At 69.6% G+C, this 24479-nt stretch carries 25 protein-coding genes and 1 other RNA gene; 19 read left to right on the top strand and 7 right to left on the bottom strand.

Going from position 1 to position 24479, the window contains the following annotated elements:
• Position 1: 1 nt before the first annotated feature.
• From AC3B5L_RS09555 to AC3B5L_RS09520, 8 genes are read left to right on the top strand one after another with little or no spacing between them, the layout of a single operon-like run.
• Positions 2-478, top strand: coding sequence for a hypothetical protein (locus AC3B5L_RS09555; RefSeq protein ID WP_371512079.1), 477 nt, complete (start codon positions 2-4; stop codon positions 476-478).
• Positions 475-1743, top strand: coding sequence for a hypothetical protein (locus AC3B5L_RS09550; RefSeq protein ID WP_490095696.1), 1269 nt, complete (start codon positions 475-477; stop codon positions 1741-1743). The genes AC3B5L_RS09555 and AC3B5L_RS09550 overlap by 4 nt, the downstream gene beginning before the upstream one ends.
• 1 nt (position 1744) lies before the next feature.
• Positions 1745-2104, top strand: a complete 360-nt coding sequence (locus AC3B5L_RS09545; RefSeq protein ID WP_490095695.1) for a hypothetical protein — start codon at positions 1745-1747, stop codon at positions 2102-2104.
• The gene (locus AC3B5L_RS09540; protein ID WP_490095694.1) at positions 2101-3744 is read left to right on the top strand and encodes a hypothetical protein; all 1644 of its coding nucleotides are present in this window, start codon (positions 2101-2103) and stop codon (positions 3742-3744) included. Before AC3B5L_RS09545 ends, AC3B5L_RS09540 begins: the two co-directional genes overlap by 4 nt.
• 8 nt (positions 3745-3752) lie before the next feature.
• Complete coding sequence (locus AC3B5L_RS09535) at positions 3753-4574, top strand: hypothetical protein (RefSeq protein WP_490095693.1); 822 nt, start codon at positions 3753-3755, stop codon at positions 4572-4574.
• The gene (locus tag AC3B5L_RS09530; protein WP_490095692.1) at positions 4571-5257 is read left to right on the top strand and encodes a hypothetical protein; all 687 of its coding nucleotides are present in this window, start codon (positions 4571-4573) and stop codon (positions 5255-5257) included. Before AC3B5L_RS09535 ends, AC3B5L_RS09530 begins: the two co-directional genes overlap by 4 nt.
• A complete protein-coding gene (locus tag AC3B5L_RS09525) occupies positions 5254-5565 on the top strand; it encodes a hypothetical protein (RefSeq protein ID WP_490095691.1) in 312 nt (103 codons plus the stop codon). The genes AC3B5L_RS09530 and AC3B5L_RS09525 overlap by 4 nt, the downstream gene beginning before the upstream one ends.
• Positions 5566-5576: 11 nt before the next feature.
• Positions 5577-5807, top strand: a complete 231-nt coding sequence (locus AC3B5L_RS09520; protein WP_490095690.1) for a hypothetical protein — start codon at positions 5577-5579, stop codon at positions 5805-5807.
• Here the strand turns inward: AC3B5L_RS09520 and AC3B5L_RS09515 are convergent.
• Entirely contained in the window at positions 5804-6052 is a 249-nt protein-coding gene (locus AC3B5L_RS09515; RefSeq protein WP_490095689.1) for a hypothetical protein, read from the bottom strand. The two genes, AC3B5L_RS09520 and AC3B5L_RS09515, sit on opposite strands and share 4 nt — an antisense overlap.
• Positions 6049-6927 (bottom strand): tyrosine-type recombinase/integrase, encoded by an 879-nt coding sequence (locus AC3B5L_RS09510; RefSeq protein WP_490095688.1) that lies wholly within the window; start codon positions 6925-6927, stop codon positions 6049-6051. Before AC3B5L_RS09510 ends, AC3B5L_RS09515 begins: the two co-directional genes overlap by 4 nt.
• Before the next feature lie 491 nt (positions 6928-7418).
• Here AC3B5L_RS09510 and AC3B5L_RS09505 point away from each other — a divergent pair, with 491 nt between their 5' ends.
• The gene (locus AC3B5L_RS09505; RefSeq protein WP_490095687.1) at positions 7419-8306 is read left to right on the top strand and encodes a TIGR01777 family oxidoreductase; all 888 of its coding nucleotides are present in this window, start codon (positions 7419-7421) and stop codon (positions 8304-8306) included.
• Between the two features lie 64 nt (positions 8307-8370).
• On the top strand, positions 8371-9324 hold the full coding sequence (locus AC3B5L_RS09500) for an L-lactate dehydrogenase (RefSeq protein WP_187661599.1): 954 nt from the start codon (positions 8371-8373) through the stop codon (positions 9322-9324).
• A 31-nt stretch (positions 9325-9355) separates the two neighbouring features.
• Here the strand turns inward: AC3B5L_RS09500 and AC3B5L_RS09495 are convergent, their stop codons facing one another.
• Positions 9356-10120, bottom strand: a complete 765-nt coding sequence (locus AC3B5L_RS09495) for an SDR family oxidoreductase (RefSeq protein WP_259952428.1) — start codon at positions 10118-10120, stop codon at positions 9356-9358.
• Positions 10121-10220: 100 nt separating this feature from the next.
• Here AC3B5L_RS09495 and AC3B5L_RS09490 point away from each other — a divergent pair, with 100 nt between their 5' ends.
• On the top strand, positions 10221-11057 hold the full coding sequence (locus AC3B5L_RS09490; RefSeq protein ID WP_490095686.1) for a helix-turn-helix transcriptional regulator: 837 nt from the start codon (positions 10221-10223) through the stop codon (positions 11055-11057).
• Positions 11058-11068: 11 nt separating this feature from the next.
• On the opposite strand, the gene AC3B5L_RS09485 is transcribed toward AC3B5L_RS09490, so the two are convergent.
• Positions 11069-11908 (bottom strand): aldo/keto reductase, encoded by an 840-nt coding sequence (locus AC3B5L_RS09485; protein WP_490095685.1) that lies wholly within the window; start codon positions 11906-11908, stop codon positions 11069-11071.
• 99 nt (positions 11909-12007) lie between these two features.
• Between AC3B5L_RS09485 and AC3B5L_RS09480 the strand changes: the two genes are divergently transcribed.
• The 4 genes from AC3B5L_RS09480 (at position 12008) to rnpB (ending at position 15269) form a co-directional block, all read left to right on the top strand.
• Positions 12008-12391: a YchJ family protein gene (locus tag AC3B5L_RS09480; RefSeq protein ID WP_268776240.1), complete on the top strand. Its 384-nt coding sequence runs from the start codon at positions 12008-12010 to the stop codon at positions 12389-12391.
• Between the two features lie 37 nt (positions 12392-12428).
• The gene (locus AC3B5L_RS09475; protein WP_259952445.1) at positions 12429-13166 is read left to right on the top strand and encodes a zinc ribbon domain-containing protein; all 738 of its coding nucleotides are present in this window, start codon (positions 12429-12431) and stop codon (positions 13164-13166) included.
• A gap of 22 nt (positions 13167-13188) precedes the next feature.
• Complete coding sequence (locus AC3B5L_RS09470) at positions 13189-14889, top strand: bifunctional 3'-5' exonuclease/DNA polymerase (RefSeq protein ID WP_490095684.1); 1701 nt, start codon at positions 13189-13191, stop codon at positions 14887-14889.
• A 23-nt stretch (positions 14890-14912) separates the two neighbouring features.
• Positions 14913-15269, top strand: an RNA gene (rnpB, locus tag AC3B5L_RS09465) — RNase P RNA component class A.
• Between the two features lie 133 nt (positions 15270-15402).
• Here the strand turns inward: rnpB and ppgK are convergent.
• Positions 15403-16149: a polyphosphate--glucose phosphotransferase gene (gene ppgK, locus AC3B5L_RS09460; protein WP_025103605.1), complete on the bottom strand. Its 747-nt coding sequence runs from the start codon at positions 16147-16149 to the stop codon at positions 15403-15405.
• Positions 16150-16230: 81 nt separating this feature from the next.
• Here ppgK and AC3B5L_RS09455 point away from each other — a divergent pair, with 81 nt between their 5' ends.
• The 4 genes from AC3B5L_RS09455 to AC3B5L_RS09440 are packed head-to-tail and all read left to right on the top strand — an operon-like array spanning position 16231 to position 21762.
• Positions 16231-16470: an SPOR domain-containing protein gene (locus AC3B5L_RS09455; protein ID WP_187661592.1), complete on the top strand. Its 240-nt coding sequence runs from the start codon at positions 16231-16233 to the stop codon at positions 16468-16470.
• A 2-nt stretch (positions 16471-16472) separates the two neighbouring features.
• Positions 16473-17810, top strand: coding sequence for a type I glutamate--ammonia ligase (gene glnA / locus AC3B5L_RS09450; protein WP_071329447.1), 1338 nt, complete (start codon positions 16473-16475; stop codon positions 17808-17810).
• Positions 17811-17817: 7 nt separating this feature from the next.
• A complete protein-coding gene (locus AC3B5L_RS09445) occupies positions 17818-20793 on the top strand; it encodes a bifunctional [glutamine synthetase] adenylyltransferase/[glutamine synthetase]-adenylyl-L-tyrosine phosphorylase (protein ID WP_490095683.1) in 2976 nt (991 codons plus the stop codon).
• 48 nt (positions 20794-20841) lie between these two features.
• Complete coding sequence (locus AC3B5L_RS09440; protein ID WP_187661590.1) at positions 20842-21762, top strand: diacylglycerol/lipid kinase family protein; 921 nt, start codon at positions 20842-20844, stop codon at positions 21760-21762.
• Here the strand turns inward: AC3B5L_RS09440 and AC3B5L_RS09435 are convergent, their stop codons facing one another.
• Both AC3B5L_RS09435 and AC3B5L_RS09430 read right to left on the bottom strand, forming a co-directional pair.
• Positions 21763-22911 (bottom strand): AI-2E family transporter, encoded by a 1149-nt coding sequence (locus AC3B5L_RS09435; RefSeq protein WP_490095682.1) that lies wholly within the window; start codon positions 22909-22911, stop codon positions 21763-21765.
• Positions 22912-23014: 103 nt separating this feature from the next.
• The gene (locus AC3B5L_RS09430; RefSeq protein WP_490095681.1) at positions 23015-24370 is read right to left on the bottom strand and encodes a serine/threonine-protein kinase; all 1356 of its coding nucleotides are present in this window, start codon (positions 24368-24370) and stop codon (positions 23015-23017) included.
• Between the last annotated feature and the right edge of the window lie 109 nt (positions 24371-24479).

Here is a 24479-nt window from a genome sequence, read left to right as displayed (position 1 = left end):
GGTGGCCATGCAGCTCGACGTGCGGCGCAGCCCCACGCTGACCGCGCTCGTCCAGGTCATGGCCACCATCCCGCGCGAGGTCGCGAAGGAAGCTCGTGCGCAGACGAAGCGCGTCATCGTGCCGGAGTGGAAGAAGCTCCTGGCCGAGAAGTCGCCCGGTGAGGCGATCTTCCACAAGCGGCTGGTGGCACCCGCCACCGTCTACGTCTCCGACCGCGGCGCCAAGCTCATCGCCGGGGCCAACGGCAAGTTCCCGCGCGAGACCGAGTTCGGTGCCTACCGCGAGGACTACGCCACCTATCAGACACGCCGCGGATCGGTCACCCGGCGCACGCAGCGCCAGTTCTGGCACTACGTCAAGGCCGGGCGGGTCGTCTATCCCGCGCTCCGGGAGTTCATCCCGCGGGCCTGGTCCCTCTACGCGCAGACCGCCTACCGGACGGTCGCCGAGAACATCGAGAAAGCCACAGGATCATGAGCAAGCGATTCGAGATCGACATCGGCCTCAACGCCTCCGGTGTCGCGAAAGGCGCGAAGGACGGCGAGAAGGCCCTCGCGGACCTGGAGGCCGCGGTCGAGGGCGTCGGCGACGAATCGGCCCGGTCCACCCGCCCGGTTGACAGCTTCGCCGCCAAGCTCGTCGAGGCCTCCCGCAAGGCTGGCAAGTCCGACGACGACATCAAGGACGCCCTCCGTGCGATGGGGCTCTCCGCCAAGCAGGCGGAGCGCGCCGTCGAGGGCATCGGCGATGAGTTCCGGGACGCCGGCCGCGACGGCGAGCGGGCTCTCGATGGGATCGAGGACTCCCTCAAGGACGTGCAGCGGCGCTCGAAGGACACGTTCGACGACATCGGCGAATCCGGCAAGCGCGGGTTCGAGAAGGCCGAGGAGGGCGTCCAGGGCCTCAAGGACGAGGCGATGCAGTCCGCCCGCGAGACGGCGGCGAGCTTCGACGGCTCCTTCGAGTCCATCGCCGAGCTTGGCCAGGAGGTCGCCGCCAACGCCTTCGCGGACTTCGGTCCCGCAGGCGCCGCCGCCGGCCTCGCCGTCGCCGCAGCCGCCGGCGTCATGGTCAATCACTTCAACGAGGTGCAGGAGGCCGCGGACGAAGCACGCGAGTCCGCTTTCGGTCTCGCCTATGACGTGGCCGGGGCCCTCTCCGCCGCCGGCTACACCCAGCGCATCAACGAGTGGACGAGCGAGACCGAGAAGTACAAGCAGGTAACCGACCTCGCGAACGTCTCCGGCTGGGATCAGGTCGACGTGATCGACGCGCTCGCCTCGGGTGGGCCGAAGCTCGACCGCCTCACCGAAGCGTTCGCCGCCAACGGCATGACGACCTCCGTCACGAGTGGGCGGGTGCGCGAGCTGGAGGCCGTCCTCAAGGCCACGGAGGAGGGCTACATCAGCGGTGCCGACGCCGCCAGCCTCGCCGAGCGCACCGCCTACCAGTACGCGATGACCGTGGGCGTCGCAACGGGGGAGACCGACGCGCTCGGCAATGCGATCTACCGCCTTCCCGATGAGACCGAAGTTGCCGTCAACGCGAAGACGAAGCGGGCCACCGAGGACATACAGCGAGTCGAGGACAAGGCGGGCAGCATCAAGCCGGGCACGGTCAAGGTCATCGCCGATACGTTCTCGGCGGAGCGCAGGATCAACGCTCTTACCGCTCGCCGTCGCACCATCACGGTCGACGTAGTTCGTGGCGGGATCGCGGCGGGCTTGGAGAAGTGGGACTGACATGGCGACGATCACACACTCGAACGGGACCATCACGCCGGAACTCATCGACGGCTACCAGGCGAGCCGCCAGGCCCGCACGATCGTCCACGACATCATCAACCGCCCGAATCCAGACATCACCTTCCGAGCACCGGGGCTCCGCCGCGGGGAGTTTCAATGCCTCTTCCCTGAGCAAGCTGACGCTCTCGCCGCCTTCGCCGTCCTGTCGATCCCGCAGGTGTTCGCGATCACAGACCCCGAGGTTGACGCGGTCGACATGTCGTTCATCGTCGGCGAAGGCGACCTCTCGATCACCCTGGACGAGGACACTCGACGTGTGTGGTGGATCACCATCCCGTTCGTGGAGGTGGCGCCGTGACCGTCGCAGCGCCCGACTACACCGCCCGAATTCTCGGAACCCCGAGCATCCCCGTGACGATGGACCAGGACGCCGGGCGCATCGTGTTCGACTCCGGGCAGGCCCCCCACGTTTCCGCGAACGGTATCCGCCTCGCGCTTCCGGACCCGGACCTGCTCGCCGACCTCGACCCCCGGAATTCGCGGCGCCTGGAGATCACGGCCGGAGGCCGCGTGTTCAACCTCGGCATTCGCCGGGGTGCGCCCGACCGGGGTTCCGCGAAGGTGAGCCTCGACCTTGCGTCAGACGAGGCGATTCTTGCTGACTTCGCGCAGCTCGTCGACGACGATGGCGCGTGGCCGCTGCAGAGCTCCCTGCGTAGTGTCTGCGATTACGTGCTCGGAAAGATCGGGACGGCGCTGGAGCCGGGGCCGACCGATGCCGACGCAACCGCGTACTGGGAGGTGACCAACCTCCTCGCGAATCCGTCGCTCGAGGTCGATGCGGCGAATTGGATCCAGGTCGGCGGGAACCCTGCTCTCGCCCGCGTGGCGCTGTCCTCCGCTCCGGCGGGTGGCTACGTACTCCGGGTGACCGCTGCAGGCGTGAACGCGCTTGTGGCGCCGGTGGCCGCACCCAGCGATTTCTCAGTCGTGCCGGGCAAGGAATACACGTTCAACGCCCACGTCATCACCTCCGGCACTGGGCGCATGGCTGAGGCCCGCCTGCAATGGCGCAACGCCAACGGCACGGTCGTGGTCTCGACCGTCGTCGGAACCCCCGTCGCGACCTCCTCCGCCGGCTATGTGCGCCCGACCATCTCCGCCGTCGCCCCTCCCGGCGCCACGCACGTCCTCCCGTACATCGCGATCACCGGCACTGTTTCCGGTCAGATTCACTTCGTCGACGCGGCAATGTTCCACGAGGGTGACCGTGCTATCCCGTACCACGACGGTTCGATCGCACCAGCCGGGTACACGGTCTCGTGGCAGGACGTCGCGCACAAGTCCGCCTCAACCCGCACACCCCTCGTCGAACGTCGCCCCGAGGCGCTTCGCTGGCCTGCCGGGACATCCGCGCTCGCGTTCCTGCACCCCCTCGTGCAGGCGGCCGGCTTCCGGCTGGTGTGCAACGAGGCGCGCGAGTGGACACTCCGCGACGCCGCGTGGCGCGAGCCCGGGGCGCAGACCTACCGGTACGGAGTGAACATCATCAACGGGAGCGAGGAACTCACCCGCGATTCCGAAGCCTGGTACGACGCCGCGGTGTTCCGCTACACCTGGACCGATCGCGACGGGATCACGCACACCCGTGACGATACCTACGCACTCACCCCCACGCCGTCCAAGGTCATCCTCCGGGAGATCAACGCCCCGTATCCCGGTCCCGGTCGCGCCCGGTACGCGGTGCAGCGCGCACAGGGCAAGGGGCGCACAGTCACCGCGACGAAGCAAGCGACCTGGACCGAGACCGCAGAACAGACCTTCTCAGCGGTCCTCGAAAGCACGCCGCTGCAGATCGGAATCGCCGAGCGCGTCGAGTTCGACCTCGCCCGGAACGAAGTCACGGCCACTTCCCGCACCACCGACACCCCCGCCGGAGCAATCGCCCTGCTGCCGGGGACGATCAACGCCCTCGTGGGCACCATCAACAACCTCTAGGAGACGACATGGCAACCGGAGACGACGCGGCCGCCGCTGGGATGGATGTCCTCACCGGCAACGAACCCGCGAAGACGCTCGGCACCGAGGTCAACAAGACCCGGGACTACATCGCGCAACGCACGAGTGCGGTCACATCCGTGGCCAAGGGTGGCACCGGGGCGACAAACGCCGAAGGCGCTCGGGCGAACCTCGGCCTCGTCAAAGCAGCCTCATCCGCCGCGCCAGACGGAACGGTGCCCTTCTACCACTCCGGCGGCAGGCTCGTCGCGGCTAACCCCACGGACGGCCCGCACCTCGCGACCAAGAGCTACGTCGATGGGCGCACGACTGGACTCGTCGGCGTCGATTACCTCAACGCTCGCATCGGCCCCGGTGCGACGGTCCCGATCTACTCGGCCGGCGGTCCCGCCACGAGCGGATACTCCGTCGCGTACATCAACAGCGACGGGCGGATCTCGCGTGGCGCGTCGAGCGAGCGGTACAAGAAGTTCATCAGCGAGATCGATCCCGCATCCCTCGGCGACGTGTGGCCGTCCCTGGTGCGGTATCAGATGCGCCACGGTGACGGCGCCTGGAAGTACGGGTACATCGCCGAGCGGCTCAACGAGAACGACGACCAGCGCCCGTTCGTGGTCTACCAGACCGAGACGCTTTACGACGCCTCCACGGACACCACGACGACGCAGCTGGTCCGTGATGACGACGGCAACCCGGTGCCCGACAGTATCGACTTCCTGGGCCTCCTCATGGTGCAGAACGCGCAGCTTCATCAGGCCGTCGACCTCCTCGCCCAGCGCATCCAAGCCCTCGAAGCAAGGGGCGCATGATGGGCGGTCTCGTCATCGACACCATTCGGCCGGGTGTGCAGTTCACGCCAGACGCGGCCAAGGCGTTCCGCCGGGCTGAGGCGCAGCTCGGGCGCGAGATCGATACGAACTCGACGTTGCGCGATTGGGCAACGCAGCTTCGCATGTACAACTCGTGGCAGGCGTATGTCACGGGTCGCGGCCCGCACCCGGGGCACTCGAAGGCGCTTCACCCGTCCGATCCGCTCGCGTTCCACACCAAGGGGACCGCCCTCGACTCGGATGACTGGACCGACCCGGACGTGGTCGCGATCCTCGCCGAGAACGGGTTCATTCGGAACCGGCTCTACATCCGCGGCGAGGACCACCACTTCGAGTACATCCGTAGTCGCGACCGCCGCTACGGCCAGCCCATCCCCGCGAAGAGAAAGGCCAAGAGGCAAGGAGACATCACCATGCGCACGATCTACAACACCGACGACAAGAACGACGAGACCCGCCGCGCCGCGGTCGGGGAACTCACCTTCCACGTCCAAGGCCCGGACATCTCACGAAGCGAGCGCAAGCTCTGGGGTGACCCGCAGAGCGTCACGCAGGCCGAGTGGGACAGCGCACTCAACATGGTCAACACACGCCGGGCGATGAACGGCCTCAAGCCGCTCAAGGGCACCCGCGGCGAGATCCCGACCCCTAAGCGGGCATGACAATGACGATGACGGGGGAGGAGCTCGACCTCCGCATCATCGTCGCGCGCATCGAGGGGATGCTCACCGCCACGCTCGCGCGACACGACCAGCGCCTCGACCAGCACGAAGGCACCCTCAACCAGCATGAGGCGCGCCTGAACGAGAAGGGCAAGCTGCTCGCTCGCCACGACGAACGAATCGCGGACGTGGAGGAGGACCAGGCCGCACTCCAGGCCGACAACACCGCCCGCTGGGGCCGGACCACCGGACTCCTTGCGCTGCTCGTCGCCGTCGCCGGCACAGCCTTCAACATCCTCGCCCCCTGAAAGGAAGCACGATGAACACCCCGAAGACTCGCGCGGAAGCCCGCGCGACCGAAACCCCGAACCGGTGGATTCCTTCCCCGAGCGCCCGCCTGTGGCTGTTCCGCTGCATCGCCGCGGCCGGGCCGCTCGTGACCTTCTACGGGCTCGCGACCGCCGAGGAGGTCGCCCTCTGGCTCGGCCTCGGCTCGACGATTCTGGGCACACCGGCGGCGTCCCTGGCCGCGGCGAACGTTCCGCGCTAGTCGCGGGAGCACGCCTCCGCCGCCGCGGCGATGTCCTCCAGGTATTCGTCCTGGTCTTCATCAGCCACGGCGGGCGGAGGCGCGTCCGCGGCGTACCCGTGCCGCGCCATGCAGTCCTGGTAGGCGTCGTTCTCCGCCTGCTGGCGGAGCGTGTTGAGGATGACGGCTCCCACGATGATCGCGGCGATGAGGAGCGCGGCCACGGCCGAGCCGACGATCACGATGATGCGGGTCTGCTTCGTCATGCCGCGATCTTAGCGGCACCCCTCCCGGACCGTGCGGGCACCTCGCGCGGCGTCAGCGTGCGGATGCCGTCCTGCTTCCGCCGCTCGCTGACCGCGGTGTAAATCTGGGTCGTCGACAGGTGCTCATGCACGAGTAGCTCCTGGACGACGCGGATGTCGACGCCCTGCTCCACGAGGTCGGTCCCGAAGGCGTGGCGGAGCGAGTGCGGCGTGAGCTTCGGGTCGGTGATCCCGGCGCGCACCTTCGCCTTCGTGATGAGGTCCGTGACCGACGACGCGCGGATGTGACCGCCCTGTCCGCCGCGTGCGGGGAACCAGTAGCCGTCCCGGGGCATCGTGAGCGCGAGATGGGCGATCACCTCATGAAGCGGGAGGCGGCGCTCCTTGCCGCCCTTGACGAGCGTCGCGATTGTCCGGCCCTCGATGTCGATGTCGCGGCCGTGGACGCGGGCGATGGACGATACCCGGAAGCCCTGGTAGTAGCCGAGGAGGATCATCGCCCGCGTCTTCGCGTACGCGCCCGAGGTGAGCATCGCGTCGATCTGCTCGGGCGTGAACGGCCGGGGCTGACCCTTCGGCACGCGTACCACGGGCAGCTTCGCCGCGGGGTTGTCGGCGCGCAGGCCCTCGTCCTGCAGGAACGTGTAGAACGCGATGAGCGCGCCGCGTTCGGTGCGGCGGGTGCCGGCGCTCACGGCGTCGTCGCGGCCGATGTAGCGGCGCAGGGTGAACACGTCACAGTCGACGAGCGTCCCGGTGCGTCGTGCGAAGGTGGTCAGGATGCTCCTACGGTTGCGGATCGTCGTCACGGCGAGGTTCTGCGCGCGCTGGTAGTCGATGAACATCTCAAGAGCGGTGATGTCCTGGAAGTGCATGATGTCTCTCCTCGGGTTAGAAGGCCCCCTCCAGAGCCTGTGAGATGACCGTACGGAGCGTCTCGAAACGCCCGCGACGACCGACGCGCCCAGGAATCACGGCGATTCACTGAGCGCGTCGTTCACGCGGGCGGACGGCGGCTACGGTGTATCGGCGTGCTCGGGGGATGCCCAGTGCCCTTCGGCAACCACTCGCATCGTCCAGCGCAGGGTGTAGGCGATCTCGACCGAAGGGCGAGCAGGCCAAGTCTCCTCGGACTCCCATCCGCAGGAGCATCGGAGCCTGACCTCCTTCATCTGCCACCAACGGCGGGGCACGTCGATCACCTCGGCAGTTGGCGCGGGCGTCTGAGCCTTCCGGCCGAACATCATGACGCGGCCCGTCCGGCGAAGAGGTCTACGATTGGTGCCAAACGTGGGGACTCCACCGTGGATGTCGTCGGTTCGATCCCGGCAGGGCCCACCCGTATCGTTTGCAGCGGGGAGCGGCAATGGAGCGACGCATCGTCATCAGTGGGGCATCGGGCCTCATCGGATCCGCGCTCACCGCCGCGCTCCGCGCCGACGGGATCGACGTGAGCACCTTGGTGCGACGGGCCCCGCAGGCGGAGGGCGAGGTCGAGTGGGCGCCGGGCGACGCAGCCCTCGACCCTGATGTTCTCGCCGGCGCCGAGGCCGTCGTGGCCCTCGGCGGTGCGAGCGTCGGACGCCTGCCGTGGACGCGCCGGTATCGACGTCAACTCGTCGAATCGCGGCTCGACGCGACGAACACGCTCACCACCGCGCTGCGCGCCCTGCGCACCGACGCGCCGGCATTCCTCTCCGCCTCGGCCGTGGGCTACTACGGCTCGGCGCCGGGCGAGGTGCTCACCGAGCACTCCGGACCCGGCAGCACCTTCCTCGCCGACCTCACCGTGCGGTGGGAGACCGCGGCGCGGCGCGCCGAGGACCACACGCGGGTCGCCCTGCTGCGGACGGCACCGGTGATCCATCGCCGGGGTGTGCTCCGTCCGATGATCACGCTCACGAAGCTCGGCGTCGCCGGCCCTCTGGGGACGGGCACACAGATCTGGCCGTGGATCTCCTTGGAGGACGAGGTGCGCGGTATCCGCCATGTCCTCGATGAGAAGCTCGCGGGGCCCGTCAACCTCGCCGGACCCACGAGGGCATCAGCCAATGAGATCGGCCGCGCGCTCGCGCAGCGGATGCACCGGCCGTTCTGGCTGCCCGCTCCCCGGTGGGCGTTGCGCCTCGCCCTCGGCGATGCCGCCGAGTCGTTGCTGCTCCCCGACGCCGATGTGCGGCCGGAAGTGCTGGAGCAGTCCGGCTTCCGGTTCACCCATCGGACCGCAGCAGAGGCGGTCGCCGCGGCGGTGTGATGACGCTGCGATTCTCCCGGCGAGACCCCTGCCGTCACAGCGCCCGCGCTGTCAGGATGGGCGCATGGAGATCATCGAGAACTCGAAGCTCACCGTCGTCGGCGCGGGAAGCGTGGGGTCCAGCGTCGCCTACGCCGCGCTCATCCGTGGCTCGGCACGCCACGTCGCCCTGTACGACATCGCGACCGAGAAGGTCGAGGCCGAGGTGCTGGACCTCGCGCACGGCACGCAGTTCACGGGCAGCAGCGACATCATCGGCGGAAGTGACATCTCCGTGGCCGCAGGTTCCCATGTCGTGGTCATCACCGCGGGAGCGAAACAGAACCCTGGACAGACGCGCACCGAGCTCGCCGGGGTGAACGCCGGCATCATCCGGCGCATGATGCCGGAGCTGCTCGCCGTCGCGCCGAACGCCGTCTACGTCATCGTCACGAACCCGTGCGACGTGCTCACGGTCATCGCGCAGCAGGAGACCGGACTGCCGCCGGAGCGCATCTTCGCGTCGGGCACCGTGCTCGACACGTCTCGTCTGCGCTGGAAGCTGGGGGAGCGGGCGGGAGTGTCCACGGCGAGCGTGCACGCCCACATCATCGGAGAGCACGGCGACACCGAGTTCCCGCTCTGGTCGCGGGCGACGATCGGCACGGTCCCGATCCTCGACTGGGAGACCCCGGACCACCCGCGCTTCACCCTGGAGGAGCTGGACGAGATCGCCGTCGACGTCCGCGACGCCGCCTACAAGGTGATCCAGGGGAAGGGCGCCACGAACTATGCGATCGGACTCTCCAGCGCGCGCATCGTGGAGGCGATCCTCCGGGACGAGCATGCGGTGATGCCGGTGAGCACAGTGCTCCACGACTTCCACGGGATCGACGGCGTCGCCTTGTCCGTTCCGTCGATCGTCAGCGCCGCCGGCGCCGTGCCGATCCGCACGACCGCGTTCTCGGATCGGGAGCTCGGACTGCTGCGGGAGTCCGCCGACGCGCTCACCGCGGTCGCCGCGTCCCTGCAGGCGTGACGGCGGTGGGGCGGCCGGCCATCCACCGCGTTCACCGACCGTGCGGATCGGTGCGGTTGAGCACCGCGACGACCTCGTCGTAGTCGCCACGAGCCTCGCCGTAGCGGAGGAACTTCACCCGCTCGACCTGGATCTCGGTCGCGTCGGGCTGGGTCTCGATGAGGGACATGACCTCGTCGATGAACGCGTCGAGGGGCAGAGCAGCATCGTTCTCCGCGTGCCCGGGCATGAGATCCGTGCGCACCGCCGGCGGTTCGAGCTCCTGCACCGCGACGGTCGTCCCCGCGAGCTGGAGCCGGAGCGACTCGCTGAGCATGTGGATCGCCGCCTTGCTCGCGTTGTACGTGGGCGTGACCTTCAGGGGCGCGAAGGCGAGACCGGAGGAGACGGTCATGATGGTCGCCGCGGGCTGGGCTCGCAGGTGCTCGATGAAGGCGGCGATGAGACGGATCGGGCCGAGGATGTTCGTCGTGACGGTCTCCTCGGCGGTGGACAGGAAGCCGGCCGGCGTGGTCCAGTCCTCCGCGCGCATGATGCCCGCCATCGTGATGAGCACGTTCAGCGTCGGGTGCGCGACGAGGACCGCGGCCGCGGCCTCGTCGATGCTTCCCGGGTCCGTGGTGTCGATGCGGACGGTGCGGAGTGCGGGATGCTCGGCGGCGATCGCGGCCAGCCGGTCCTCTCGTCGCCCTCCCACGATCACGGTGTTGCCGCGCTCCTGCAGTCGGAGTGCCAGCGCCAGACCGATCCCGCTCGTCGCGCCGGGGATGAAGATGGTGTTTCCGGTGATGTCCATGACCTCAGCCTCGGCGCTGCACCGGCGCCGTTCCAGAGACGGCTCATCGGGGGATCGGCGGTCCCTGGATCCCGTCCGGTGTCCGGGGGATACTGCACGGATGGATCGCGATGCCCTGGCCGACTTCCTCCTGCGCCGTCGGGAGGCGCTCCGTCCCGCCGATGTGGGGCTGCCTGAGGGGCCGCGTCGGCGGACGGCGGGACTGCGGCGGGAGGAGGTCGCGCAGCTGGCGACCATGTCGACGGACTACTACACACGTCTCGAGCAGCGTCGGGGCCCGCAGCCGAGCGCGCAGATCCTCGCCGCCCTCGCTCGTGCCCTGCGTCTGTCATCCGACGAGCGCGACTACCTGTATCGACTGAGCGGGCTCAGCGCACCCGATCGGACGGTGGTCACCGATTACGTCCGACCCGGCATCCTCCGCGTGCTCGATCGTCTGCACGACACCCCGGCGTTCGTGGTCTCGGCTCTCGACGAGGTGCTGGTGCAGAACGCCGCCTCGCGGGCGTTGATCGGTGACGCGAGCGCCCTGACCGGCCTCGACCGGAGCGGCATCCATCGCTGGTTCGCGCGACCGGACGAGGAGCGACGCCGGTACCGGGAGGGCGATCACCCCCGGCAGTCCCGGGCACTGGTGGCGGCGCTGCGCGCGGCGTACGGAACGATGGGCGCGCGGTCGCGGGCCGGGGAGATCGTGGCCGACCTGTCGGAGCGCAGCCCCGAGTTCGTGCAGCTCTGGGCGGCCCACGAGGTCGCCCGTCGCTTCGAGCAGCACAAGGTGATCATCCACCCGGAGCTGGGGGAGATCGAGGTGGACTGTCAGGCGCTGTTCACGGAGGACGAGTCACAGGCGCTCATCGTCCTGACGGCGCAGCCGGGCAGCGAGGCCGCCGGAAAGCTGGAGTTCCTGCGCGTCCTCGGCACGCAGCGCGTCTGAGCGGTCGTGACTCAGGATTCCTCGTGCACGGCGGGGTCACCGTCGAACAGGCGCCCGTCTGCGCGTCCGAGCGCCGTGATCGCAGCGACCTCCGCGTCATCGAGCACCACGGCGGCCGCGGCGAGGTTCGCGGCCTGATGCGCCGCGGAGGATGCCTTCGGGATCGCGACGGTCTCTCTGGCCACGTGCCAGGCGAGGACGGCCTGCGCCGGGGTGATGTCGTGAGCGGCGGCCACCTCGCGGACGACGTCCTCGTCGAGGAGAGCCTGCGCGCGACCGAGCGGGCTCCAGGCCTCGGTGAGGATGCCGCGTTCGCGGTGATACGCCAGCTGCTCCTCCTGCGGGAAGTACGGGTGCACCTCGATCTGATTCACGACCGGTCGGACCCCTGTCTCCCGCTCGATGCGCTCGAGATGTTCAGGGAGGAAGTTCGAGACGCCGATCTGGCGGACGACGCCGCGCGCCTGAGCGTCCACGAGAGCCTTCCATGCCTCGACGTACTCGTCCTGGCTCGGGTTCGGCCAGTGGATGAGGTACAGGTCGGTCGCATCGAGGCCGAGGCGTGAGCGGCTCTCCTCGATGCTGGCTGTCGCCGTCGCGCGGGCGTGGTGCCGTCCGGGGAGCTTCGTCGTCACGATGACCTCGGAGCGGGGGATGCCTGCGGATGCGACGCCGCGCCCGACAGAGCCCTCGTTCTCGTAGTTGAAGGCCGAGTCAACGAGCCGGTATCCGGCACGGAGGGCCTGGGCGACGGCATCCGCTCCGGCGTCGCCGTTCAGGCGGTACGTCCCGAGGCCGAGAGCCGGCAGGGTGAAGCCGTTGTGGGCGCGGAAGGTGGGGACAGTGGTCATCGTTGCTCCTCCGTTGGCGTGCCTCCAGCGTAGAGCGAGTTGGCGGGTCGCGGCCCTCCGCGCGATGCTGGCAGGCATGACCCTGATCGTCGCGCTCTCATGACGGAGTCCGCCCGCTGCCCCTGTGCCTCCGGGGACACCTTCGCCGCCTGCTGCGGACCGCTCCTCGATGGGGCTGCTGCGCCGACCGCCGAGCGGCTGATGCGCTCGCGGTACACGGCGTTCGTAAGGGAGGACGCCCCATACCTCCTTCGCACCTGGCACCCGGATACGCGACCCGAGACGATCGGCTTCGACACCGACCTGGAATGGCGGCGGCTGGTGATCGTGGATCGCGTGGCGGGCGGCCCTTTCGACACTGTGGGCGTGGTCGAGTTCGAGGCCTTCTGGCGTCAGGGCGGCACGCGCGGATCGCTGCACGAGCGCAGCCGCTTCGTCCGCGAGGACCGGACGTGGTTCTACGTGGACGGCGACATCCGGTGATGCGGCGCTCGGCCCGGCAGCGACTAGATTTGAGAGCGTGAACGCCACCCCGGAGAACCAGCGCACCCTGCTCGACATCGCGGACCTCGACCGGCGCATCGCGCAGGCGGAACGAGCCCGCACCCGGCCGAGCCAGGCGGGCCGGATCGCCGAACTCGTCGCCATCCGGCAGGAGCAGCTCCGTGAGCTCACGGTTCTGACCGGTGCCAGGGATGACGCCCGCACCGAGCTTTCGCGGCTGGAGTCCGATGTCGCGCTCGCCGAGCAGCGCCGCGACCGCGATGCCCAGCGCCTCGCGGCAGCCACCAATCCGAAGGAGGCGCAGGCCCTGGAGCACGAGCTCGCCAGCCTCGCCAAGCGCCTGAGCGACCTCGAGGATGCCGAGCTCGACATCATGGGCCGGGTCGAGGAGGCCGACGCCGCCGTGGCCGCGCAGCAGGCCCTGTTGGACGCGACGACCGCGGAGGGCAGCGCTCTCACCGCCCAGGGCAAGGCCGACGTCGCTGCGGCGACCGAGCTCGGCGCCCAGCTCGCGCGCGACCGGGAGGCCGTCGCCGCCACGGTTCCCGCGCCCCTGCTCGCGGAGTATGATCGCCGCGCCGTGAACAGCGCCGGAGCCGCGCTCCTCACCCGCGGTACGTGCGAGGGGTGCCGGATGATGCTCCCCGGCACTGATCTCAACGACATCCGTCGCGCGCCCGAGGACGAGGTGGTCTCGTGCCCCGAGTGCGGCTGCATCCTCGTGCGCACTGAGGAGTCGGGACTCTCGTCGTGAGCGCATCCGGCGCGCACCGCCCGTGACGGTGCCGGCGTCGGGCCCGGAGCGACGTCTCGCGCTGATCGGCCTCGGTGCGGGGGAGTACGCCGCGATCGAGCTGGATGAGCATGACGAGGAGCAGCAGCGCACCCTCCTCCCCGCGTCCGAACTCGCCGGCTGGGTGGCTGAGGTCGAAGCCGCCGACACGCCGCGATGGATCATCCGCAGTGCGGCGGAGATCTACGCGCTGCTGCTGAACGCCGGGGTCCGGATCACGCGCAGCCACGACCTCGTCCTCTGCCATGCGATCCTGCGCGACACCGCCATGGTGAACACCCCGCTGCCCCCGGCCGCGGGCTGGGAGCGTCGCGACCCGGTCGACACCACCCCCTCCCTGTTCGACGTCCTCGATGAGGAGTCGGGCGAAGACGCGATCACGGCCGCGCTCGAGCAGTACCGCGCGCAGCGGAACGTGATGGCGGAGGCAACGGACGGCCGCCTGACGTTGCTCTGCGCTGCGGAGTCGGCCGGCGGGCTGATCGCCGAGGAGATGCGCGTCGCGGGGCTGCCCTGGGACGCGGGGGTGCATGACGCGATCCTCACCGAGACGCTGGGTGCGCGTCCGGCAGCGGGCGGGCTGCCCCGACGGATGGTGGAACGCGGCGACGAGGTGCGGGCCCTGCTCGACGACCCCACGCTGCATCTGGACAGTCAGCCGAAGCTGCTGCGGGCCCTGCACCGTGTCGGCGTGTCGGTGGAGTCCACGAGCAAGTGGGAGCTGTCCGCCCACGAGCACCCGGTGATCGAACCGCTCCTCGCCTACAAGAAGCTGTCTCGCCTGCTCAGCGCGAACGGCTGGACCTGGTTGTCGGAATGGGTCCAGGACGGCCGCTTCCGTCCGGTGTACATCCCCGGGGGCGTCGTCACCGGACGGTGGGCGTCGGCCGGCGGCGGTGCGCTGCAGCTGCCGCGCAACCTCCGCCCCGCCGTACGCGCGGATCCGGGCTGGGCACTCGTCGTCGCGGACGTCGCCCAGCTCGAGCCGCGGATGCTCGCGGCCATGGCGTCCGACGAGGCGATGGCGGACGCGGCGCGTGGCGGCGACCTCTACGCCGGCGTCGTCGCGTCCGGTGCCGTCGCGACGCGCGACGAGGCGAAGTACGCGGTGCTGGGAGCGATGTACGGCGCCACCAGCGGCGACAGCGGGCGACTCGTTCCCCGGCTGCGGAAGGTGTACCCGCGCGCGATGGCGCTCGTCGACGACGCGGCGCGCGTGGGGGAGGACGGCGGCATCGTCTCGACCTGGCTCGGTCGCTCCTCGCCGCGTCCGTCCACGGAGTGGATGCGGCTGCAGGCCGACGCCACCGGCGCCGATGCCGACCCCGCCGTGGTCTCCCTCGCCCGCCGCCGCGCGCGGGAGTGGGGGCGCTTCACCCGGAACTTCATCGTCCAGGGCACCGCGGCCGAGTGGTCGCTCATCTGGCTCGCGGAGATCCGCCACCGCCTGGCGCAGCTCCCCGAGGTCTTCGGCGCCGCGGAGGCGTCAGGGCCGTTCGCCCGGGAACCGCACCTGGCGTTCTTCCTGCACGACGAGGTCATCCTGCACACGCCGCAGGAGCACGCGGAGGCCGCGGCCGACGCCGTCCGCGAGGCCGCCGCCGTCGCGACGACCCGCCTGTTCGGCACCTTCCCGATCGACGTGCCCCTCGACCTGCGCATCGCGGACTCCGCGGAGAAGTGAGGCCCGTAGACTGGAGGGGCGAATGGGTCGACTGGACGGTCGCGTGGCGGGCAACCGCACCGAGGAACGTCCGGGCTCCACAGGGCAGGGCGGTGGGTAACACCCACCCGGAGTGATCCGCGAGATAGTGCCACAGAGAGCAGACCGCCCCGCGAGGGGTAAGGGTGAAAGGGTGGTGTAAGAGACCACCGGGGGCCGTGGTGACACGGCCCGCCAGGTAAACCTCGCCCGGAGCAAGGTCAGACAGAGGATGATGACGCGGCTCGCCGAGTCCTCGGGTAGACCGCTGGAGCGGCACGGCAACGTGTCGCCGAGAGAGATGGCCGTCGAAGGGGCGAAGAACCCCGGAACAGAACCCGGCGTACAGGTCGGCCCATTCGCCCCGAACGCAGAAGGCCCCGATGACTCCCGTCATCGGGGCCTTCTCTCGTTGGGTCCCTGAGCCCGTCGAAGGGCCCTGAGCGTCTCGTTGGGTCCCTGAGCCCGTCGAAGGGCCCTGAGCCCGTCGAAGGGTCAGTCGCCGGCGAGCGAGGCCGCGCCGATGATGCCGGAGTTGTTGCGGTGGATCGCGGGGACGATCGGCGTCTTCAGGTCGAGCAGCGGCAGGAAGTCGCCCGCGTTCTTCGACACGCCGCCGCCGACCACGAACAGGTCGGGGCTGAACAGGAACTCGATGTGGGAGTAGAACGCCTGCAGGCGCTCGGCCCACTCCTCCCAGCTCAGGCCCTCGCGCTCGCGCGCCGAGGTGGCCGCATACGTCTCGACGGACTCGTACTCGCGGAAGTTCAGGTGTCCGAGCTCCGTGTTCGGCAGCAGGACGCCGTCGTACAGGAACGCGGAGCCGATCCCGGTGCCGAGCGTGGTCAGCAGCGTGAAGCCGAGCACGTCGCGCGCCGCGCCGTGGCGGGCCTCCGCGACGCCGGCGGCGTCGGCGTCGTTCACGAAGACGATGTTCCGGCCGAGGCCGTCGCGGAAGAAGCGCTCGGCATCGAAGTCGATCCACTCCTTCGAGACGTTGGCGGCGGACAGCGTCTTCCCGCGCTTGACGATCGCGGGGAACGCCACGCCGAGCGGCAGGGTCGACTCATGCACGTCGAGCGTCTTCAGGACCGTCTGCACCGCGACGAGGACGTCTTCCGGTGCCGCGCCGGCCGGAGTGGGCACACGTACCCGATCCGAGGCCATGGTGCCGTGTTCGAGGTCGACGATTCCCGCTTTGATGCCCGTGCCGCCGATGTCGACGCCGATCGCTTTTGCCATGGCCGATAGCTTAGCGACCACGGTGCACGCCAGTAGGATCGATGACATCACCCCAACCGCTCGCGGGAAGAAGGAGCAGCCATGACCGACGGCGATCACAAGTACTGGTACAACTCCGCCACGGGCGAGGTCGAGTTCGGCATGCTCTCGCCGTCCATCGACCGCATCGGTCCGTTCGACACGGAGGCCGAGGCGCACCGCGCCCCCGAGGTGCTCAAGGAGCGGTCGCGTGCCTGGGCCGAGGAAGAGGCCGCGGAGCAGGGCTGGGACGCGAAGCCCACCAGCGGCTTCGGTGCGGAGAAGGGCCAGGGCGCAGAGTAGCCATGGACAAGCAGAGGGACTTCGTCCTCCGGACGATCGAGGAGCGCGGCGTCAAGTTCGTGCGCCTGTGGTTCACCGACGTGATCGGCACGCTCAAGTCCGTCGCCATCGCGCCGGCCGAGGTCGAGGGCGCCTTCGCCGAGGGCATCGGTTTCGACGGCTCCGCCATCGAGGGGCTGACCCGCACCTACGAGTCCGATCTGCTCGCCCAGCCCGACCCGACGACCTTCCAGACGCTGCCGTGGCGGGGGGAGATCGACCCGACCGCCCGCATGTTCTGCGACCTCACCACGCCCGACGGGCAGCCCGCGGTGGCCGACCCCCGTCACGTGCTGAAGCGCACGCTCGCGAAGGCCGCCGATGCGGGCTTCACGTTCTACACGCACCCGGAGATCGAGTTCTACCTGCTCAAGTCGTCGTCTTTCGGCCCCGAGGGGCCCGTGCCCGTCGACTCCGCGGGCTACTTCGACAACGTCCCCGGTGGCACCGCGCACGACTTCCGTCGGCGCTCCGTCCGCATGCTGGAGGACCTCGGCATCTCCGTGGAGTTCAGCCACCACGAAGGCGGCCCCGGCCAGAACGAGATCGACCTGCGCTACGCCGACGCCCTCACCACCGCGGACAACGTGATGACCTTCCGGACGGTCATCAAGGAGGTCGCGATCGAGCAGGGCGTGTACGCCACGTTCATGCCGAAGCCGCTCAGCGGTCAGCCCGGCAGCGGCATGCACACGCATATGTCGCTGTTCGAGGGCGACCAGAACGCCTTCTACGAGGAGGGTGCGAAGTACCAGCTCTCCAAGACCGGTCGGCACTTCATCGCGGGTCTGCTCAAGCACGCCAATGAGATCTCCGCGGTGACGAACCAGTTCGTCAACTCCTACAAGCGGCTCTGGGGCGGCGACGAGGCCCCGAGCTTCATCACCTGGGGCCACAACAACCGCTCCGCGCTCGTCCGCGTCCCGATGTACAAGCCCAACAAGGGCCAGTCCTCGCGCGTCGAGTACCGCGCCCTCGACTCCGCGGCGAACCCTTACCTCGCTTACGCGCTCATGCTCGCCGCCGGCCTCAAGGGCATCGAGGAGGGCTACGAGCTTCCGCCGGAGGCGGAGGACAATGTCTGGGCGCTGAGCGACGCCGAGCGTCGGGCGCTGGGATACTCGGCGCTTCCGGCCAGCCTCGACCACGCCTTGGAGTACATGGAGGCCTCCGAGCTGGTCGCGGAGACGCTCGGGGAACAGGTCTTCAACTACGTGCTCCTCAACAAGCGCAAGGAGTGGGAGGCGTATCGCGGTCAGGTCACGCCGCTGGAGCTGAAGAACAACCTCGAGCTCCTCTGAGCACGGCATGGCTCGCCCCGACGCCTCCGTCTCCCTTTCGGCCCTCGCTCGACTCGGATTCGCCGAGCTGAGCGAGGCCGCGGCGTCACTGGCAGAGCTCGAGAGCCTGCTCGACGTACCGCGGACGATGCTGCTCGAGGCGTCTGTCGCTGCAGATCCCGACGCGGCTGTCCGTGGGATGCTGCGGGTGGCGCGACGCGACCCGTCCCCGCTGCGGGCCCTTGTCACCGACGAGGAGACGCGCCAACGTGTCTGGCGCGTCTTCGGTGCCTCCGTGGGGCTGGCCGAGTTCTTCCTGCGCCATCCCGAGGAGCTCGACGTGCTTGCGGCGCCCGTCGACGCGCTGCCCGCCGCGGACGTCTGGCGCGATCGGCTGCTCGCCGCCGTCGGGGCTGAGGACGGATTCGCCGACTCGGCGGAGGACGAGACGATCGTGGCCCTCCGCGTCGCGTATCGGCGGAACCTCGCGGAGATCGCGGTGTTCGACCTCGGCCACCCGCGACCCGAAGACGTCGTCGCCGAGGTCGCCGCCTCCCTCGCGGACCTCGCCGGCGCCGCCCTCGAGGCGTCGCTCGCGATCGCCCGCACGCGCCAGGCGCCGTCGGCGGGTCGCGATGCCGTCGCCACGACACAGCTGGCTGTGATCGGCATGGGCAAGGCGGGTGCCAGGGAGCTCAACTACGTCAGCGATGTCGATGTCATCTTCGTCGGGGGCACGTCCGACGAGGAGACGCTGTCCGAGCCGCAGGCGATCGACATCGCGACGCGTCTGGCCAGGGACACCATGCGCTTCCTCAGCGCCATCGAGGTCGAACCGCCACTCTGGGAGGTCGACGCGGCACTGCGCCCCGAGGGCAAGCAGGGAGCGCTCGTGCGCTCCCTCGCCTCCCACGTCGCGTACTACGACCGATGGGCGAAGAGCTGGGAGTTCCAGGCGCTGCTGAAGGCTCGTCCTCTCGCCGGCGATCCTGCACTGGGCGCCGCCTACATCGATGCCGTGCAGCCGCGCGTGTGGTCGAGCGCCGCCAGGGAGGAGTTCGTCGAGAGCGTCCAGCGGATGCGCGAGCGGGTCATGGAGCACATCGACCCGGAGGACGCCCCGTATCAGCTCAAGCTCGGGGCGGGCGGGCTGCGCGACATCGAGTTCACGGTGCAGCTCCTGCAGCTCGTGCACGGTCTCACCGATGCCTCCCTCCGCACCCGCGGCACACTCGAGAGCTTGGACGCGCTGGTCGCGGGCGGTTACATCGGCCGTGCGGATGCGGGCGCCTTCGCGCACGACTACCGCGTGCTGCGGCTCATGGAACACCGTCTCCAGTTGCGTGATCTCAGCCGCACCCACCTCATGCCGAAGACGCCCGCTGGTCTGCGCATCCTGGCGCGCAGCACGAAGCTGGCGGACACGGGGGAGGGCGTCTGGGCCCGGTGGGAGAGTGTCCGGCGCGAGGTGCGCGACATCCACACCCGCCTCTTCTACCGCCCGCTGCTGAGCGCGGTGGCCGGGCTGCCCGAGGAAGAGCGCACCCTTTCCGCGGAGCAGGCCCATGACCGGCTCGCGGCCATCGGCTTCCGCGATCCCGCCGGAGCCCTCCGACACATCGGGGCACTGACGCGCGGGATCAGTCGCAAGGCGACGATCCAGCGACACCTGATGCCCGTGATGGTGCGCTGGTTCGCCGATGGCAGCGACCCCGACTACGGTCTCCTGGCCTTCCGCCGCATCAGCGAGCGGCTGGGCGACACATCGTGGTTCCTGCGCATGCTGCGGGATTCGTCCGGCGCCGCAGAGAGCCTCACCCGGCTGCTGTCGTCGTCGCGCTACATCGGCGAGCTGCTGGAGTGGATCCCGGAGTCGGTGGCCTGGCTGGACAGCGCCGAGCGGCTGCGTCCGCGGAGCGCGCAGGCGCTGGACGAGGAGGCGCGGGCGATCCAGACGCGTCACGAGACGGTCGCCGACGCGCTGCGGGCCGTCCGCGCCCTGCGGCGTCGCGAGCTCCTGCGCACCGCCATGGCCGCGGTGCTCGACGTCGTCACCATCGAGGAGGTGGCCACCGCGCTCACCGACATCACGGATGCGACGATCCAGGCCGGCCTCCGCGCCGTTCTCCGAGAGGTCGTCCCGCCGGAGGACGCAGCGCTCGACTTCGCCGTCATCGGCATGGGGAGGTTCGGCGGTGCGGAGCTCGGCTTCGGGTCCGACGCGGACGTCCTGTACGTGTACGACGCGAACGGTGTCGACTCGGGCAGGGCGGAGAAGCTGGCGACGAGGATCGTGGCGGGGCTCCGCGAGCATCTGACCGACCATCGCCTCCCGCTCGACCTGGATGCGGGTCTGCGGCCGGAGGGGCGCAACGGTCCGATCGTGCGGTCCATCGACGCCTACGCGGCCTACTACCGTCGCTGGTCGCTGTCGTGGGAGGCTCAGGCGCTGCTGCGGGCTCGTGGTGTCGCCGGCAGCGCGAAGCTCATCGGGCGGTTCATGGAACTCGCGGACAGCATCCGGTACCCGGAGGCGGTCGATCTCCAGGGGCTCCGGGAGATCAAGCGGATCAAGGCCAGGGTCGAGGGGGAGCGGCTGCCGCAGGGGACCGACCCGCGTCGTCATCTCAAGCTCGGACCGGGGACTCTCAGCGACGTGGAGTGGCTCGTGCAGCTTCTCCAGCTGCAGCACGCGACCGATGTCCCCGGCCTGCGCACCACGTCGACCCTGCAGGCACTCGACGCCGCGGTCGGCGCCGGGCTCGTCGAGGAGGACGACGCGGAGCGCCTCCGGGCGGCGTGGCTGCTGTCGAGCCGACTCCGTTCAGGCATCACGTTGCTCACGGGTCAGACGAGCGACGTCCTGCCCGCTGACCGCCGTCAGCTGGATGCCCTGGCCCGTCTGCTCGGCTATCCACCCCGGTCGGCGACACCGCTCGAAGAGGACTATCTCGCCGTCACCCGGCGTGCCCGGAGAACCTTCGAGCAGCTCTTCTACGGCTAGACGGCCGGTCGAGTTGCACGATCGTCGTCCGTCGCTCAGAGTGAGCGTATGACCTCTCCTCGCATCGGCGTGATCTGGAACCCGACGAAGTCCGACCGGGATGTCCTCGGCGAGGCCGTCACCATCGCCTTCGGTGAGGAAGCCGACGTGCGCTGGGGCGAGACGACTCCGGATGACCCCGGCCGTGGCGTCGCGGCGAAAGCGGTGGAGGAGGGCTGTGCCCTCGTCATCGCGGTCGGCGGTGACGGCACGATCCGCGCGGTCGCGGAGGCTCTGGTCGGCACCGATGTCGCTCTCGGGATCGTCCCGCAGGGCACAGGCAATCTGCTCGCGCGCAACCTCGGCGTGCCGCTCGAGGGCGTGCTGCCGGCGCTCGAGCACATCCGCGATTCCGAGCCGCACCGCATCGACCTCGGCTGGGTGGAGTTCGACGGCGAGGAGCATGCCTTCTCCGTCATGGTCGGCTTCGGGGTCGACGCGCAGATGCTCGTGGAGACCAACGACGACCTCAAGGATCGCGCCGGCTGGCTCGCCTACGTCGAGGCGATGGGGCGCGCACTGGCCGGTACCGAGATGACGGACATCACGCTGCAGCTCGACGACCACGAGCCGGAGGAGGTGCGCGGTCACACGCTGCTCGTCGGCAACTGCGGCATGCTCCAGGGTGGCATCCGTCTGCTGCCCGATGCCGTCCTCGACGACGGGCTCCTCGACATGTTGCTCATCAGCTCCGACGGCGCGCTGCAGTGGCTCGACACCGTCCGCTCGGTCGTCTGGGACAACGGCATCCGTCGCATGATCGGGAACGTCGATCAGGCGGTCAGCACGGACTCCACCACCCACGTCTCAGCGGAGCGGATCCGCGTGCAGCTCTCCGCGCCGCAGATGTTCGAGATCGACGGCGAGGAGATCGGCGAGATCGACGCGTTCACCGTGCGGGTGCAGCCGGGCGCCGTCCTGGTCCGCTGATCAGGCGACGGTCACCGCCGGCGGCGTTCTCTTCCTGTCCTGATTGGGGAAGACGACCTTCTGCACGATGATGATGATGCTCGCGGCCACCGGGATGGCGACGAGAGCGCCCAGGATTCCGCCGAGCGCTCCACCGGCCACCGCGGCGATGACCACCAGTGCGCCGGGGACGGCGACGGCCTTGCTCATGATCCGCGGGGAGAGCACGTACGCCTCGATCTGCATGTAGATCAGGTAGTAGATGATCGCGATCAGCGCGGTCGTCGGCGAGACGAACAGGCAGATGAGCGAGATGATGATCGATGCCGAGAGCGTTCCGACGAGCGGGATCATCGAGCCGATGAACGCGATCAGTGCGAGCAGCGCCGGCACCGGCGCTCCGATGATGGTGAGGAAGATGAGGCTCAGGACGCCGTTGGTGAGCGCGAGACTCGCCTGACCGATCACGTAGCGCCCGACGGCGCTCGAGACGTCCTCCAGAAGCTCGCTGAAGGTGTCGCGCTGGTAGGCGGGGACGAACCGCGCGGCCACCCGCTTCATGCTGCGCAGCGATGCCATGAAGTACAGCGTGAGGATGAGCACGATCGTGACGCCCGTCAGGCCGCCGGCGATCCCTGCGCCGACGGCGAAGACGCCGCCGCCGATGTCGAGGAAGTTGTCCGGGTTCTGCACGAAGCCGAGCACGCCGTCGACCGCATCCTGGATCGTGCCGCCGAACTGTCCGCTGACGTCCTGGAACCAGGCGCTCTTCGTGAACTCCTTGATCATCTCCGGACCGTCTTTGATGAGGTTCCCGATCTGCTCCACCAGGGTGGGGACGATGGCCAGGATGATCCCGGCAAAGGCGAGGAGCACGCCGATCACGACGACGGCGACCGCCGCCGGACGCGGGAGCTTGCGTTCGATGAACCGCACGATCGGATCGAGGCCGAGCGCGAGGAACAGGGCGACGCCGATGTAGACCAGCACGGTGGCGAGCTGGCCGACGATGCCGCCGATCATGAGCGCGACGAGCACCCCGAGGGCGCCGAGGAGACCGAACATGAACGGGTTCGCCCTGGCGCCGGCGACCACGCTCGACGGCGACCGTCGCTGTGCGGACACGCTGGGTGCCGGATCCGGCGGTGCGATCAACTTCCTGCGACGCATGGTCCCCTCCCTCTGTCGATAGTCGACACTCGATCTTCCTCCACCAGGTCCCGTGCGCTGCTCAGCGACACCCGCCGGCTCGGCGGGCGTCGGGGGCGTCGGGTCAGTGGCTGATGTTGCCCTTGCCGTTGTTGCCGTCGCGGCCAGGGCTCTTGCCTCGGTTCTCCTGCGCCTGCGGTGCGGCGTTCTCGGGCAGGCTCGTATCCGGCGCCGACTCGGTGACCGATGACGCCGGTGCTACCGGGGTCGCGGCCACCGGCTCCACCGCGACGGTCTCTGCCGGCGCCAGGTCGGGGGCGGTGTCGGTGGGAGCCGGTTCGATAGGCACGACGTCCTCGACGATCCTCGACGCGCCGTCGGAGACGGCACCCGAGCTGGCGAGGGCCTGCTCGCCGTGTCCGACCAGTGCTGCGGAGGCGGTGGTCACCGCGCCGAGCACGACCACCGCGGCGATGAGGAGAGACTCGCGACGACGGCGCGTGCGCCGGGCCGGGGACGCCGCGGGGTGCGCCGACGCGACGCGACGACGGGCGCGGGCCTCGGCGCGGGTGCGGGGGAGGGCGCCTGCCGTCGGCGCCGGAAGCGGTACGGTGACGTCCGTGGCGACCTCTCCGGTCGAAGGCAGATCGACGAGCCGGCGCAGCTCGCCCTCGACCTCCAGAGCATGCGGCCGTGCTTCGGGCTCGATCGCGGTCATCGCGGTGAGCAGCCCGACCCACTCCGACCCCAGCTCCGCGGGGATCTCGGGGGCGATGTGGAGGCGGGCGAGGGCGGATTCGACGCTGAGGGTGGGCGCGAAGCCGGGCTTACCGGTGAGCGCCTCCAACAGGACGAGCCCGAGCGCGTAGACGTCGACCGCGGGACGGATGTCGCCGCTGCGCAACTGCTCCGGTGCCATGTAGGTCAGCGTCCCGAGGACGATGCCGGGAGTGGTGACACGGGACATGTCGATGGCGCAGGCGATCCCGAAGTCGGCGAGTTTCGCGCTCCACCGGCCGTTCGTGTCGAGAGGCGGGGTGAGCAGGACGTTCGAGGGCTTGATGTCGCGGTGCACGATGCCGGCGCTGTGCACGGCGTGGAGGGCGGAGGCGATGTCCGCCCCGATCGTGGCGATCTCGCGCGCTGGGACCGTCGCGCGTGCCATGCGCTTGCTCAGAGTCGGTCCGGGCACGTACTCCATCACGAGGTACTTCGGTCGTCCGGGCTCGAGGTGCGCGTCGAGGAGGGTGACCAGGCCAGGGTGGTTGAGACCCGCGAGGAGCGCCTTCTCCGAGTGCACCCGCTCCACCGGCACGACGGCGTCGTCGGACTCGCGGAACATCTTCACCGCGACGGTGCGTTCGAGGGCGATGTCCTCCGCGCGGTACACGGTCGCCATCCCGCCCATACCGACGGCCTCTGCCAGACGGTAGCGGCCGTCCAGAAGCGCGGCGGTCGGCGGGGCTTCCTGGGTGATCACGGCGTCCTCCACTGGCGGGACCGGGTATCCCGACGATGTCTTCACCGTATCCGCGCAGAGAAAACGCTGCGTTGGGGTTGACGTGGAGGCCGACACCTGCAACGGGGGA

This window comes from Microbacterium sp. C-MGS6 (assembly GCF_058140415.1).
Note: the sequence above shows the minus strand (reverse complement) of the source record. Positions and strands in the feature narration are given on the sequence as shown.